Genomic DNA, 14,389 nt, shown 5'->3' with positions numbered 1-14,389 from the left:
GTAACGGACTGTAAGAAAAGAAATTAAGTGCGGGAAAGAAATGTTAACAATTCAGGCAAAACAGGGTCTCAGTTCGTTGCCTGGCTGCAATCTATGTCTTCGCTCAGGGTGAGCCAGGCGTCATACGGTGCTTGCGTCAGGAATAGGCGCAATTGCTCCAGATGTTCGGTGTTGGCGACGCTGATGTAGAGACGTGCCGGTTTGTCGCGCAGGATGCGGTTGAGTGTGACGCGCATGATCAGGTTGCCGGTGCAGTGCATGCAGCCGGGGGCGATACGGGCGATTTTCAGGAGCTGTGTGGCAGCGGGCAAGTCATCGAGGGCGCTGTGCCCGTCGGGCAAACCTTCGAGGATGATGGCAGTGTCTTGCGTGGCGTCTATACGGCTATGGATCGTAGCTTCGCGGTTGGCGGCGCGTCCGCCCAGCACGAGCGAGGTAAGCGTCATACCCCTTTTTTTGCAATCTTGCCTGGTTCGACGCCGAGTTGCTTGAGCTTGCGGTACAAGTGCGTGCGTTCCAGACCGGTTTTTTCTGCGACGCGGGTCATGCTGCCGCCTTCCTGGCCGAGGTGATGCTCGAAGTAGGCACGTTCAAAGGCATCGCGTGCTTCGCGTAAAGGCAGTTCAAACGAAGCGGTAAAGAATTGCGTGTCGGCTGACATCAGCGGCGCACTGGCGATAGGCGGATACATCTGGCTGGAGGTGGCAGGCAGTGCTTTGTCCAGCGGAGTGTGATGATGATCGGCGGGGGCGATCGGTGCGCGTACCGGCATGCTGGCTATGCGCGTGACTTCCTGGCCGCGGGTCAGGCCTTGCTGTACCGCCTTTAATAATTTTTGCAGTGAAATCGGTTTTTCGAGGAAGTTGAGTGCGCCGATGCGGGTTGCTTCGACGGCGGTATCTATCGTCGCATGACCCGACATCATGATGACCGGCATCGTCAGCATGCCATCGCGTTGCCATTCCTTGAGCAGGGTGACACCGTCCGTGTCAGGCATCCAGATATCCAGCAAGACCAGATCCGGTTTGGCAGCGGCACGCAGTTCACGCGCCTGCTGGGCATTCTCTGCGGTTGCCACGACATGCCCTTCATCCCCCAGGATTTCCGAGAGCAATTCGCGTATGCCCATCTCGTCGTCAACAACTAGAATATTTGCCATCTGTTTCCCTCCCTCATCTTGATTGCCCCCCTAATGCGCTGTGTTTTATTTCAGCTTTCATTCGGAGGATAACTTTAACAGCAAAATAGCTACTTTCGCACCGTTCGTATCGCTGCGGTTCTGAATATCTATGCGACCGCCGTGTTCCTCGATAATTTTTTTGACCATGGCCAGCCCGAGTCCGGTGCCACGTGGTTTCGACGTGATGTACGGCTCGAACGCATGCGCCAGGATTTTCGGCGTGAAACCAGGGCCATTGTCGGTGATGGTCAGTTGTACTGCATTGCTGACGGCGCCGTCGGAACTGCGGTAATGGATTTCCTCGGTAATGATATCTATGCGTGGCGCTGCTGCCTGCTCACCACGATCAGCCACCGCGTCCTGCGCATTCTGCAGCAGGTTGTGAATGACCTGGCGCAGCTGCGTCGGATCGCCCATGATCAGTGGCAAGTCCTGTGCCAGTGACGCATGGATGATATCGCCGCCGTCGCCGTTGAGATAGAGGTGCAGGATTTCTTCGATCAATGCGTTCAGATCAAGTGAAGACAATACTGCGGGTGGGGTTTTCGCGTAATCGCGGAAGTCGTCCACCATGCGCTTCATGGCCGTGACCTGATTCACAATTGTTTCGGTACTGCGTTCCAGCACCTTGGCATCGGCTTCTTCCAGCTTGCCTTCCAGTTTCATGTGTAAGCGCTCTGCCGAAAGCTGGATAGGCGTCAGCGGATTTTTGATCTCATGGGCGAGGCGACGTGCGACTTCACCCCATGCAATCGAGCGCTGTGCCGAGATGACGTCGGAAATATCATCGAACACGACCACATAGCTACCCTCGCGTGCACCCGGCAGGCGTGAACCGCGCGCCAGCAGCGAGATATCGTTTTCGGTTTCCGGCCCACCCATGCGGCGCGGCACATCGATTTGATGCTGCCAGTGCAGGCTTTCACCACCGGCGCGACCGGCGGCCGATTGTGCACTTTGTTCGGAGAAGGATTGCGTGATCACCTGTGCGAAGGTGCTGAGACCGTCTATGTCCTTCAGTGGTTTGCCTATGTGTTGGGCAAAGTCGTGCTGCAGTATGCGCTCTACGGATTCGTTACAGGTGACTAATCTGAAGTTGCGGTCCAGCACCATCACCCCGGCTGACATATTCGCCAGCACCGATTCCAGATAGCCTTTGGCATTTTCCAGTTCGGAGCGGTTCTTCTCGACCGAGGCGCGTGCATCGGCCAGCTGGCGAGTCATGGTATTAAACGATTGCGTCAGGGTGCCGAGCTCATCCTTGGACGCCACGATAGGTCGCGGCGACAGATTGCCTTCGGCCACCGCCTTGGTGCCTTCCGCCAGCAACAGCAGTGGTTTGGCCAGGTCGCTGGCGATCAGGAACGCAGCGGCGATCGCACCGAAGATCGCCAGCAGCAGGGTCAGCGTAAGGGTGACGATGTAAATCTTGCGCAAGCCGGTACGCGCCAGGTAACGCTCCTGATATTCGCTGTAGGCGAGACGCAGGGCTTCCGCATTGGTCGCCAGTTGCTCAGGTACCGGTTGGCGCAATTGCAGGTAGCGGGTATCGGTTTGCAGCAGCAAGGCTTTGCTGGAAGTCGGGATTTCAACCACGACGCGCAAATACATGCTGTTGGCATTGTTGGCGACCGGATTGGTATTGGTGCGTGGTTTGCTGTTGCCGGTCTCGTCCTGGAATTCGTTATTGCCTTCGATGACCGCGTAATAACGGGTCTGGCGTGCCTGACGCAACATGGCGGCGGTAGGCAGATCCGGCAGCAAGGAACTGAGTTGCGAGCCGGAGCTGGCGATCATCTGGCCGTTGCTGGTGACGATTACCGCTTCCTGCTGCAGGTTCTGGTCACGCATGCGTGAGAGTTGGGTGATCTGCATCGCATCCGACAGGTCGGAGAGTTCCAGCGCCATATTGCGCGCTTTGGTTTGCAAATCACTGAGTGACGAGTCGAGCGCGGCACGACCGAGGTTGAGGCCGGATTCCAGCGCTGATTCCACCCTTACGTCAAACCAGGATTCGATGGAGCGCGAGACGAATTGCACCGAGACCGTGTAAATCACCGCACCTGGCAAGATGCCAATGACGGCGAACAGCAGCACCAGCCGCGCCATCAGCTTGGAGCCGAATTTGCCGCGTTTGTAGCGTTTGTACAATCGTACAAGTAGCAGGATGACCAGCAGCAGCAAAGCACCGGCCACGACTGCATTCAGGATCAGCAGCCACGGATAGTTTTGTTCAAACAGGTTGGAATTTTCAGATGCCGACGCGAGCAGGAACAACAGAATACTGACTACCGCCCCGCCGACAACCAGCAGATACCGAAGTAGTCGGGTCACTGGCGTTCCGCCGTATAGGTGAAGCGTTTCCAGTTCGACGACAGTCGCCAGTCGCTACTGTTCATCGCGTGGACCTGGAACGGTTTGGGTAATTGCGCCACATCCAGTTGCATGCGCACCGCGACTTCGTAGGTCTGGCCTACTTTCAGCGTGTTGCGATCGGCGATGACCCAGCGATTCGGACGGCGCACCATAGACAGGGCGTCATCCAGTGAGGCGAAACTTTGTTGCAGCCGGCCAGTGATGGCGGCGTGATACTGGCGCGTCAGGACGTTGTAGGAAATGCGTATGGTCTGGCTTTCGCTTACTTCCTTGGCATCGAACCAGTACCAGCGCGGTTTGTTGATTTCAATTTCGGTGGTGAAGTAGAGAGGGATACCGCGTGTCAACGCATCTTCCAGGCCCCGGCTCAAATCAAACGAGTAGGTTGCTGCGAGGCGATAACCTTCCGTGCTGTCTTCCAGATGCGCTTCTACGATTTCTATGCCTTCCGCCGCCTGTGCATTGCTATGTTGCAGCGAGAACGCCAGCAACATAATGGCGCACAGCCAGTAAAGGGGTAAGAAAAGTTTTCGTTTCACGCGTCTTCGGAGGGCAGCTCAACTGCCTGATAAGTTAGGTTGCAGCGTTAATCGTTCAGGATACGGTTTTTTGAAACAATGCATAAAACAAACCGTCGTGGTCATTATCCGCATTTGCCGTTGGCAACAACTGGCCGGGTGCGGGTAAGCGGGTTGCATTATTGCGTGCGGCAAATGCTGCTGCCTGCGCTTCCGATTCCTGAGGCCACAGCGAACAGGTGACAAACAGCAATTTACCATCCGCTTGCAGCATCTGCCAAAGGTTGTCGAGAATTTTGGCAGAAATTGCCGCCAGCTGTGTTGTATCTCCCTTGCGGCGCAGCCAGCGTATGTCCGGATGACGACGCACGATGCCGGAGGCGGTGCACGGTACATCAGCCAGGATGCGGTCAAACGGCTTGCCGTCCCACCAGTCGGTGCTGCTGGCGTCGCCGGTCAACAGCTGGGCCTGTAATTGCAGGCGCTCAAGGTTTTCCGCGATGCGCGGCACGCGGCGCGCTTCGTTATCCAGCGCGACCAGTTCGACATCCGCGCTTTCCAGAATATGCCCACTTTTGCCGCCAGGTGCCGCACAGGCATCGAGTACCCGCATGCCGTCGCGCAAGTCCAGCAACGGAGCAGCCAACTGGGCGGCGGCATCCTGTACAGAGACCAAGCCTTCATTGAAGCCCGGGATCAGGTTGACTGGCGTCGGCTGCGCCAGCTTGACGGCGTCCGTGCCGACCCGGGTAGCGAGCACGGATTGTGTCGCCAACATCGCGAGGTAGTCGTCCACTGTCGTCTTGCGACGATTCACACGCAAGGTCAGTGGCGGCGCAGCATTACCTGCTTCAAGTATGGCCTGCCAGGTTTCCGGATAAGCCGAACGCATGCGATCTATCCACCAGTCCGGGTAGTTCCAGCGTGCAAACTGTTTGCCCGCCGCACTCTTCATTAATGCATCGCGTTCACGCAGGAAACGGCGCAATACCGCATTGACCATCCCTTTGGCATGCGCCATGTCGGGATCTGCCGCAGCAGCGGTCACAGCCTGATCGACCACCGTGAAATCGCTGTAACGCGGTTCAGCTTCCTGCGTATCCGATACCAGGGCCAGTGCACAGCACAGCAGACCATGCAAAACGGCAGGCTCAGTTGGTTTGGTCGTCATTGCATTGAGCAATGATTCGGCACGGCCGATATGGCGCATGCTGTAGTAAGAAAGGTCCTGGATCGCGCCGCGCGCTTGCGGTATGGCATGGGTTTGCGCAAAGATTTGCGCGAGTGCTTGTGGCAGCGCAACACCGCGGCCGACGGCAGCGACGGCTTGTGCCGCACCATGCAAACTGAAGGCTAGGGAATCGGGCTTTAAATTGATGGTGGTCACGTTATCTTTTCGTTAAAGCTGATGCGTACGCGCATGACTTGCCTGCGTTGCATGGTCCAGCCAGAACCGATGCTCACCGGTTCCTGAATTTTTCAATGACGTGATTGTAGCGGTGCGAGCGCACGAAACGCGCTTGCGGGGCAGATAAATCGAAAAAAATCGGGAATATCAGGGATAAACGAGGTATTCCAGTGCTGCCAAAGCGGTGTCAGTCCTGGCTTGGACGCAAGCGCGGAGGCAGTTTTCTGCTGCAAACTGCTCCGCGTCTGCTGTCGGAAACCAGGGTTTGCCTGGAAGGAAGATTTAGAAGGCTATATTTGCGCCATGCGGGCTATACGCCCCAGACGATGTCCTGGTTTTCGGCGCGGGCTGCACGCAACATTTCCAGTAAAGGATAGGCGCGCGAGGAGAAGCGTACTGGTTCCGGTTGCTCGTGTTCGTTGTCGTCGCCGTTTTCGCCATGATGTGCGACGACATCGCGTTGTACTGCTTCCGAGGCGAAGTGGGCTTTGCTTTCGGTGATTTCCTGCTCCAGCAATTTGATGGCATTTGCGGTTTCTGCTGCAGTAATGACGCCACGTTTGTGGTCTTTGTGCAGAAGGTCGAGTATGCGTTTTGCATGCTCTTCATACATCAGTACCTCGGCTGCGGCTTTGGATTTGAACGTGATTAACATGAGCAGCCTCCTTGAAGTGAACGACGCTTAAACCTTAGCACGATTTCTGCAAGTGTTGTAGCGAAGTTATGCTGGGTGTTGAGTGATGTTTTAAGTTGGTTTTTAGTTCAATTTAAAGGACGTAAAGAAAGTATCCGCCAATTCACGTTTAACGACTTTTTCTGCACCAGTAACGACCAGTTGGTACACCCGTTTATCTTTTGCTACGAACCGGGCAAACAACACCCTTACCTGATCATCTCCGTTTGCTCCGGCAGCGCCGAGCGCCTGTATTTCCGTTATGGCCAACTGTCCGCCTGCCGTGCCGTGCGGCATCGTCAGCACTTTTTCTTCCTTGATGGTGCCGACTATATTTTTGACCAGTGCAGTTTTCATAGAGTTCAATGAAACTTGCGCCTGCGTTGCATCCGGCAACTCTGCAGTCCCTACTGCGAAAGTGACGCCATCCACTGTAGACACCGTCATCGTCATCGCCACCTGGCTGCCATTCAAATCGATCTGACGTGTCACCGTATTTGGTTTGCTCGGCATGGCGACTGCGTACGGCGCGTCGTTGCTGCGGATCTCGCGCCAATCAAATTTGGGTGAGCAGGCAGCGAGCAGCAAACAGGTACTGAGCAGTGCGATGCTGAAAACAGAGCGGCTGGCAGATTTCATGAGCGTAAACAGTAGGGGCGCGTATGAGGACAAATGGATGCTTATGGTACACCGCAGATGGCCGCAATAAAAAAGGCCAGCGCTAGGCTGGCCTGATATGGCTGACTGATGCCTGATTAAAACTCTTCCCAGTCATCGGCACCGGCGGTGGCTTTTTCGCGTTTCGGTGCGTGTGCCGGATTGGACAACAATGGTTTGGCGGCGGCCGTACGGATTGCAGGGGTGTTGCTGCGTACCAGCGGGATGTCATCCAGTGTATTGGTCAGGGAAACCTGATTGCCATCCAGTTTGAACTGGCTAACCACGCGCGCCAGGTTGCTGGCCTGGTCTTGCAGCGATTCAGCGGCAGCCGCTGCTTCTTCAACCAGCGCAGCATTTTGTTGTGTGACCTGGTCCATTTGACCGATGGCTTGATTGACCTGGTCGATGCCCGAGCTTTGTTCCTGACTGGCGGCCATGATTTCAGCCATGATGTCGGTCACGCGTTTAACGCTATCGACGATTTCACCCATCGTGCTGCCTGCTTCATTGACTAGTTTGCTGCCTGCTTCGACTTTGCCTACCGAGTCACCGATCAGTACTTTGATTTCCTTGGCAGCAGCAGCCGAGCGTTGCGCCAGATTGCGTACTTCAGTTGCGACAACAGCAAAGCCGCGGCCTTGCTCACCTGCGCGTGCAGCTTCGACCGCGGCATTCAACGCGAGGATGTTGGTCTGGAATGCGATGCCATCGATGACACTGATGATGTCGACGATCTTGCGTGCCGATTCATTGATGGATTCCATGGTGTCGACAACTTCGGAGACTACCGAGCCACCTTTGATTGCGACATCCGAAGCTGACATAGCCAAGCTATTGGCCTGGCGTGCGTTGTCCGCATTCTGGCGCACAGTCGATGTCAGCTGACCCATAGAAGCTGCGGTTTCACCGAGTGAACTGGCTTGTTCTTCGGTACGCGACGACAGATCCAGATTGCCGGATGCGATCTGACGTGATGCAGTGGCGATGGTTTCGGTGCCGCTGCGCACTTCGGTCACGGTTTTGTTCAGGCTTTGCGTCATGTCTTTCAGCGCTTGCATCAGCTGACCGGTTTCGTCATTCGATGCGACATCTATCCTGGCCGACAAATCACCGGAAGCGACCGTGCGTGCCACTGTGACGGCGCGGTTCAACGGACGTGTAATGCTGATGGCCAGGCGCCACGCAAAGAACACGCCGAGCGCAACTGCTGCGACCAGCAAACCGATCAGCAGGCTGCGGCCAGACAGGAAGGCGGCCTGGATGCTGGCACCGGCTTCATCGATCATTTTCTTTTCGTTTTGCAGAACTGCATCGATGGACTTGCTATACGCTTCCATCGCAGGCAGCATTTTTTCGTTGATCATGGCCTGGGCTTCTGCGATCTGGCCACTGGCCTTGGTTTTGAGTACGGTTTGGCGGATGTCGCGGTAGCTATTACGCGCGACGGCTACTGCTTCGATCAGACGCTTGTCTTCCGGCGTCTTGACCATGCCTTCTATGATTTTCTGCAGTTCGCTGGCGCGTGTGCTGGTCGCTTCCATTTGCTTTTGGAAAAAAGCTTGATCTTCGGCGCTGGTCGTCTTCACGGACGCGAGTGTGCGCGCACCGTTGACGTCGACGGCAGACAACCATTCCTGCGCCAGACGTTCTTTCGGCAGCATGGTATCAGCCATGACTTGTGTTGAGGTGCCGACTTGCTGCAGGCGCAGGATGCCGACGACGGTCATGACGACCATCAAGGTGAGCAGTAGGGCGAAGCCGAGGCTGAGACGCGTACTGATTTTCAAGTTTGTGATTTTCATGGTCTGTTCCAAAGATACGGCAGGGTGGAATAACGAAGCTGCGCGACGTACGTTGAAGCTTATGGATTGCTTGCGACTGTCTTGCCATGGGTGTGCAAGAAGCTGGCGTAGCCGGAAGATGGCACGGCTTTGCAGTGAATCGGACGATATTATCGACGGAAATGAGCAATATTTCCATGTGGAAACATTATGTTTTTTCAGATTTCATCAAATATGCGACATATCAGTTGCATTTTGCTTGTGACAATGGCAATTCAAGGGTTTAGTGAGTCGGAGAAAGGCTTGTAAAATGACCATCTTTACCCGCGTTGGCATATTTCGGCGCATGTTTGCATAAGGTTGGGACTAATGGGAAAACTGCTTGCGATAGATGGCCTGAATATAGTGCGGCGCGTCTATGAAGCGAATATGGAAGAGGATGAAGCCATCAAGGCAGATACCGCCTTGCGCCATTCTGTCGCCTCCTTTCGCAAGTTGCTGACGGCGCATCAACCTACGCATGTCTTGCCTGCTTTTGATTTTGGTGGGCATACCTGGCGCCATGATTTGTACGCGCGCTATCGTGAAAATCGCGCGCCTATGCCGGATGCATTGAAGGAGCGCCTGCCTGATTTTTATGTCCAGCTGGCGGAGCTGGGTCTGCATGTGGTGTCGGTTCCCGAAGTGGAGGCGGATGATGTCATCGCGACTGGCGTGCTGCGCTGGCTGGGTGAAGGCCGTGGCGAAGCGATCATTGCGTCTACTGATAAAGATTTGCACACGTTGATAGAACATGGCGCGGTAATCTGGGATCACTTCAAGGGTGAATGGCACGACAGCAAATGGGTGGAAGCCAAGTTCGGTGTGCCGCCGGAAATGCTCACCGATTTGCTGGCCCTGATGGGCGATGTATCGGACAGCATTCCTGGTGTGTCCAAAGTGGGTGTGAAAACTGCCGCCAAGCTATTGCAAAGTTACGGCAATATCGATCGCATCATGGCGGGTGCCGGCATCCTTAAAAACACCCTGGGTGAAAAGCTGCGCAAGGATAAGGATCAGCTGTATATGTCGCGTCAGCTGGTCGCACTGAAAGACGATGTACGCATGGGTGTGACCTGGAATATGCTGGCCTTCGACAGCAGCAAGCTGGGTTAAGCCTCTCTCGCCACTATTTAAAGAATCTTATGACTGATAAAGAACAACTTTATTTTATCGAACAACGCAAAACGGGCCCGCAGGAGAAAGACTTGCCGGTCTATGCCAAACTGATGAAAAGCAAGGAAGGCGTCTTTGAGGGAGTCTCCTTCATACGCAGCAAGGACAAGGCCTCGACCATGAGTCTGGCCGAAGCGCAACAAGCAGTGGCGTGGGCCAAAGCGAAAAAGCCGCTGGCTAAAATGTATGAAACCAAAATCATCCCGGTCGAATAAGTTTGCTGACCTGTTGCATACCTGAGAAGGAAATCGCTATGCGTCACATCCTTGTATTTGCAGCATTTGCTTTTCTCAATGTATCTGCTCATGCCTCATCACCAGATGCGTGGGATGCTCTATATAAAAGCACGCAACAAGCATGTCTGCAAAAAAGCGGTTTGAAGAATGCCAAGGTAATCGAGGGCCCGCTCCTGTTTGCTGGCGACGTCCTCTACAAAATACGCGGCAAGTGGCCGCAAGCCCATATGCAGGGCAAGACCGGCAAAGTCTATTGCCTGCATCCTTATCCGAATGGTGAGCCGGAGATAGTCGACGCGCGTTGATGCGTTGCTAAAGATCGGAAACGCTCGATTGCCGATCGATAAAAGGGAAAAATATCGACCGGCAATGTCATCACGTGCAACTACCGCTTTCAATTCGGCAGTGATGGTTTAGCAATGATCATGCCAGTGACATGTCAGTGTTTGCTCGGGACTCATTGCTCACGCAAGGCTCTGCGATATTGAATCGCTTCTGCCACATGCGGTTTGCTGATAGTGCTTTCATTGCCCAGGTCGGCGATGGTGCGCGCCACTTTCAAGACACGATGATAAGCACGCGCCGACCAGTTGAGGTGACTCATCGCGGTGCGCAGTAATTGTTCGCCGCTGTTATCCGGCTGGCAGTGCAGTTCGATCTCGTTTCCCGTTAAGGCATGATTGGGTTTTCCCTGACGTACGAGTTGCGTCGCTGCCGCCTGTGCGACGCGCATGGCAATACCGGCAGATGATTCGCCATCAGCCTGCTTGAGCAAGTCTTCATGTGGCAGTGCGCCGACCTGGATTTGCATATCGATGCGGTCGAGCAAGGGGCCGGAAATTTTTCCCTGATAACGTGCGATCAGATCGGGTGTGCAGCGGCATCGATTTGACGTGTGTCCGAGATAGCCACAAGGACAGGGATTCATCGCTGCTATCAATTGAAACTGTGCGGGGAAATCAGCCTGCCGCGCTGCACGCGAAATCGTGATGTGGCCAGACTCCAGCGGTTCGCGTAAAACTTCCAGTACTGAACGATGAAATTCAGGTATAAGGTCATTTCAAGTGTCTGTTGTCCACAGGCGCCAGCAATAAGCTGTTAACCTTTACAGTCACTAGTTGCATCTACGACTGATGGAGGATCTTCATGAGCTACTTGCTCCCCTTCGGCATTACTCGTTTTACGCCAAGCAATTTGTTTGGCACGGCGGCGGATTCCAGCGCTTCTTCATCCGTCATCGGTGGCAGGATACCTGCGAAACGCTTCGCCAGCATGGACTTGCCGGTGCCGGGCGGCCCGACCATTAACACGCTATGACCGCCAGCAGCAGCCACTTCCAGTGCGCGCTTGGCCTGAGCTTGTCCTTTTACTTCGGCCAGATCCGGATAGTCAGGCAAGGCTGTGACTGGTGTGGCTACATGACGTTGCAGGCGTGCATCAGGATCATGTGCGGCAAAATGTGCGCATACTTGCAACAGCGAATCGGCGGGCAGGATGGTGACATCTGCAACCAGAGCGGCTTCATCCGCGTTCATGCGCGGCAGGATAAATGCACGTTGTTGGCGATTCTGATCACCACGATGGTGCATCGCATAAGTCATGGCAAGTGCGCCGCGTATCGGGCGTAGTTCACCGGATAGCGATAGCTCACCGGCAAACTCGTATCGTTCCAAGGTATCAGCAGGCATTTGCTGCGAAGCGGCGAGGATGCCGAGGGCGATAGGGAGATCGAAGCGACCGGATTCCTTGGGCAGATCTGCAGGAGCCAGGTTGACGGTAATGCGGCGTGCCGGAAATTCGAAGCCTGCATTTTGCAGCGCAGCGCGGACGCGATCCTTGGATTCCTTAACCTCGGTTTCGGGTAAGCCAACGATGGTGAAAGAAGGGAGGCCGTTAGCCAGATGAACTTCTACCGTGACTTCCGGTGCCTGCATGCCGCTCAAACCGCGACTTCTTAATACCGCCAAACTCATGATTGCTCTTGTATGGGTGGGAAGTGGTTCTGTTGCGATCGGGAGCCTGCGCTCCCGATGCTTGCTGTGGGCCAGGACGAGCTGGCCTGGTCGGCTTCCGTCTATCGCTTGGCGATGACGGCTATTTCTATGAGGACATCACGGGGAAGTCGTGCGACCTGTACGGTAGCGCGGGCTGGTGGATTCTTTTTGAAGTACTCACCATATACGCGGTTCATGTTCGCAAAATCGTTCAGGTCTTTCATGTAGACGGTGCTCATCAGGACATCGTCATGGCTAAGTCCTTGCGACTTCAATTTGGCACCGATGTGATCAAGCACCGCTTTGGTCTGTTCTTCTATGGTGCTGCCCTGGATGGCGTTACCGGCCATGTTCAGTGGCAGTACGCCAGACAGATAGATAGTGCCGCTGTGTTCCACCATCTGTGAATATGGCCCGACTGCCGGGTAGATATTGTTAGTCGAGAGTATTTGTTTGCCACCTTGCTGCGGCATCGCGCAGCCAGTCAAAAGTACGGCCAATGAAATGGATGCAAGCGTGTAGCAGCGTGTATAAGCCTTCATAGTGTGACTCCCCCTAGTGATTTCCTTCGTAGTAGATACACCGGCAGTGCGGTGCATGCTGCCATGGCTAACCGTGCAACGCGTGTTGCTTGTGATGCCTGGCATGCTCCAGATGAGCGATAGTTGCCTTGACGATGGCAAACATCAAGGCGCGCTCTTTGTTCGGGTGATCGGAAATGTGGACCACGGTATCGCCTATGTGTATGGCTTTACCATGAGGATCAGAAGGACTTTGCTTGTAAGTGATTGCTAACTCATATGTAGCAATCAAGGGGCCGCAGGCTTGCCAGTCGCGCGTCCATTTTGGGAGTTGTCTGCCGTTGTCCCACAGTGAACCGGCATTCTCGTAGAACTCTTCTACGTTGTGGCAGCCCAGCAAATGGGCCAGTTGGCGTTCTTTGGAGACGCAGCTACGGAAGTATTCTTCATCGCTCATACGCATGGCTTGCTCCTCGTTTTTGATTGGATGCCGATGCCGACTTTGAATCGATACTGCCTGACGCAAACGATAAGGACTGGCGGGTGGCCGGTCTAAATCGAGTGCGACATATATATAGTGTGCTTCTGCGACCTTACTTTTTCAACTGTGCTTCCAGTATTGCTACCTGTGCTTCCAGCGCTTCAAGTTTGGCGCGGGTATTGGCCAGTACTTGTGCCTGCACGTCGAATTCTTCACGCGTGACCAGGTCCAGCTTGGAAAAGCCCTGGGTCATCATTGCCTTCACGTTTTTTTCGATATCTTTGGCCGGGGAGTTTTCCAGCACCTGGTTGATCTTGTCTTGCATCTCGTTAAAGAAATTAGGCTTTTCCATGTGATCCTCTGATTTAAAAATATTTAGCACCATAACGGTGCGATTCGTGTGCGAGCGTGCTATAAAAGTGCATATTTCGATGTTTCTGAAGGAGATATGTACCTGTCGGCAACTGTAAACGATAAAAATGATAGTACAACCAGCATGAAAAAGGCTGGCATGAGTCCTGCTAAATATGTATCGAAGACAACCAATGTTTGGTTTCTACTTTCAAAACTTTAAAGGGAACATCATGAAAAAACTGATTATCGCGGTTGCTGTAATGGGTGCATTCGCCGGTAGCCTGGCGCACGCAGAAGACGTTATTCCAGAACATTCGTTTACTGGCAACCTTTCTGTAGTCAGCGACTATCGTTTCCGTGGTATTTCCCAAACCTTTAAACAACCTGCTGTACAAGGCGGTTTCGACTACGCACACTCCAGCGGTTTCTACGTCGGTAACTGGAACTCGAATGTAAGTGGCAATTCGTTTACCGATGGTTCGATCGAAATGGATCTGTACGGTGGTTACAAATTCAATATTACACCTGACGTAGCAGCCGATGTCGGTGTTCTGTACTACTACTACCCAGGCGCGCAAATCGTTGGCGGTAAAAAGTACAACACAACAGAAGTATACGGTTCGGTTGGCTACAAATGGTTCACGCTGAAATATAGCCATGCAGTGTCTGACTTCTTCGGTGCTCCGGATTCCAAGAATTCCAATTACCTTGAGCTGAACGCAAATTTCGAAGTAATGGATAAAACCACTTTGGGTTTCCATGTCGGACATCAAAAAGTGAAGAATGTAGAAAATGCTAGCTACACCGATTACAAGGTAAGCCTCGCTCGTGACTTTGGCTTTGCGACCATTGGTCTGGCAGTCGTTGGTACCGATGCTGACAAAAGTTTCTACTCGCTGACTAACAACGGTGGCAAGACCAAAAAATTGGGCGATACCACAGCTGTTTTGTCGATCTCCAAAGCATTCTAATTTTAAAAATAACGTAAGAGG

Annotated in this window: 15 protein-coding genes and 1 pseudogene; 4 read left to right on the top strand and 12 right to left on the bottom strand. The window is 53.9% G+C overall.

All coding sequences use genetic code 11. The features are described 5' to 3' along the window. Positions 1-68: 68 nt before the first annotated feature. From H7U06_RS00425 to H7U06_RS00390, 8 genes are all read right to left on the bottom strand, one after another. Positions 69-446, bottom strand: coding sequence for a GTPase (locus tag H7U06_RS00425; protein WP_175624269.1), 378 nt, complete (start codon positions 444-446; stop codon positions 69-71). Continuing rightward, entirely contained in the window at positions 443-1,159 is a 717-nt protein-coding gene (locus H7U06_RS00420; RefSeq protein WP_175624268.1) for a response regulator, read from the bottom strand. The genes H7U06_RS00425 and H7U06_RS00420 overlap by 4 nt, the downstream gene beginning before the upstream one ends. A 57-nt stretch (positions 1,160-1,216) precedes the next feature. Beyond that, on the bottom strand, positions 1,217-3,514 hold the full coding sequence (locus H7U06_RS00415) for an ATP-binding protein (RefSeq protein WP_175624267.1): 2,298 nt from the start codon (positions 3,512-3,514) through the stop codon (positions 1,217-1,219). Next, complete coding sequence (locus tag H7U06_RS00410) at positions 3,511-4,050, bottom strand: DUF4390 domain-containing protein (RefSeq protein ID WP_175625171.1); 540 nt, start codon at positions 4,048-4,050, stop codon at positions 3,511-3,513. The genes H7U06_RS00415 and H7U06_RS00410 overlap by 4 nt, the downstream gene beginning before the upstream one ends. Before the next feature lie 100 nt (positions 4,051-4,150). Next, positions 4,151-5,461, bottom strand: coding sequence for a 16S rRNA (cytosine(967)-C(5))-methyltransferase RsmB (rsmB, locus tag H7U06_RS00405; RefSeq protein ID WP_175624266.1), 1,311 nt, complete (start codon positions 5,459-5,461; stop codon positions 4,151-4,153). A gap of 331 nt (positions 5,462-5,792) precedes the next feature. Then, the gene (locus tag H7U06_RS00400) at positions 5,793-6,137 is read right to left on the bottom strand and encodes a DUF1840 domain-containing protein (RefSeq protein ID WP_175624265.1); all 345 of its coding nucleotides are present in this window, start codon (positions 6,135-6,137) and stop codon (positions 5,793-5,795) included. 102 nt (positions 6,138-6,239) lie between these two features. Further along, on the bottom strand, positions 6,240-6,794 hold the full coding sequence (locus H7U06_RS00395) for a hypothetical protein (protein WP_175624264.1): 555 nt from the start codon (positions 6,792-6,794) through the stop codon (positions 6,240-6,242). A gap of 116 nt (positions 6,795-6,910) precedes the next feature. Then, positions 6,911-8,617, bottom strand: coding sequence for a methyl-accepting chemotaxis protein (locus H7U06_RS00390; RefSeq protein WP_175624263.1), 1,707 nt, complete (start codon positions 8,615-8,617; stop codon positions 6,911-6,913). 348 nt (positions 8,618-8,965) lie between these two features. Between H7U06_RS00390 and H7U06_RS00385 the strand changes: the two genes are divergently transcribed. Genes H7U06_RS00385 through H7U06_RS00375 form a run of 3 tightly spaced genes read left to right on the top strand, consistent with a single transcriptional unit; the run spans position 8,966 to position 10,352 of the window. Continuing rightward, positions 8,966-9,751: a 5'-3' exonuclease H3TH domain-containing protein gene (locus tag H7U06_RS00385; protein WP_175624262.1), complete on the top strand. Its 786-nt coding sequence runs from the start codon at positions 8,966-8,968 to the stop codon at positions 9,749-9,751. Between the two features lie 29 nt (positions 9,752-9,780). After that, positions 9,781-10,026, top strand: a complete 246-nt coding sequence (locus tag H7U06_RS00380) for a hypothetical protein (protein ID WP_124573109.1) — start codon at positions 9,781-9,783, stop codon at positions 10,024-10,026. Positions 10,027-10,064: 38 nt separating this feature from the next. Next, a complete protein-coding gene (locus H7U06_RS00375) occupies positions 10,065-10,352 on the top strand; it encodes a hypothetical protein (protein WP_175624261.1) in 288 nt (95 codons plus the stop codon). A gap of 152 nt (positions 10,353-10,504) precedes the next feature. Here the strand turns inward: H7U06_RS00375 and H7U06_RS16350 are convergent. The 4 genes and pseudogenes from H7U06_RS16350 to H7U06_RS00350 all read right to left on the bottom strand — a co-directional run bounded on the left by H7U06_RS16350 (position 10,505) and on the right by H7U06_RS00350 (position 13,395). Beyond that, a pseudogene (locus H7U06_RS16350) lies at positions 10,505-12,020 on the bottom strand (YifB family Mg chelatase-like AAA ATPase). A gap of 101 nt (positions 12,021-12,121) precedes the next feature. Continuing rightward, a complete protein-coding gene (locus tag H7U06_RS00360; RefSeq protein WP_217703418.1) occupies positions 12,122-12,583 on the bottom strand; it encodes a Rid family detoxifying hydrolase in 462 nt (153 codons plus the stop codon). Positions 12,584-12,650: 67 nt separating this feature from the next. Then, entirely contained in the window at positions 12,651-13,025 is a 375-nt protein-coding gene (locus tag H7U06_RS00355) for an aminoacyl-tRNA synthetase (RefSeq protein ID WP_175624260.1), read from the bottom strand. Between the two features lie 130 nt (positions 13,026-13,155). Further along, the gene (locus tag H7U06_RS00350; protein ID WP_175624259.1) at positions 13,156-13,395 is read right to left on the bottom strand and encodes an accessory factor UbiK family protein; all 240 of its coding nucleotides are present in this window, start codon (positions 13,393-13,395) and stop codon (positions 13,156-13,158) included. 232 nt (positions 13,396-13,627) lie between these two features. Here H7U06_RS00350 and H7U06_RS00345 point away from each other — a divergent pair, with 232 nt between their 5' ends. Further along, a complete protein-coding gene (locus H7U06_RS00345; RefSeq protein ID WP_175624258.1) occupies positions 13,628-14,368 on the top strand; it encodes a TorF family putative porin in 741 nt (246 codons plus the stop codon). Positions 14,369-14,389: the final 21 nt, after the last annotated feature.

The organism is Herminiimonas sp. Marseille-P9896, from assembly GCF_903993245.1.
GTDB classification, from domain to species: domain Bacteria; phylum Pseudomonadota; class Gammaproteobacteria; order Burkholderiales; family Burkholderiaceae_D; genus Oxalicibacterium; species Oxalicibacterium contaminans.
The sequence above is the reverse complement of the archived record's forward strand: the minus strand, read 5'-3'. Positions and strand labels throughout refer to the sequence as shown.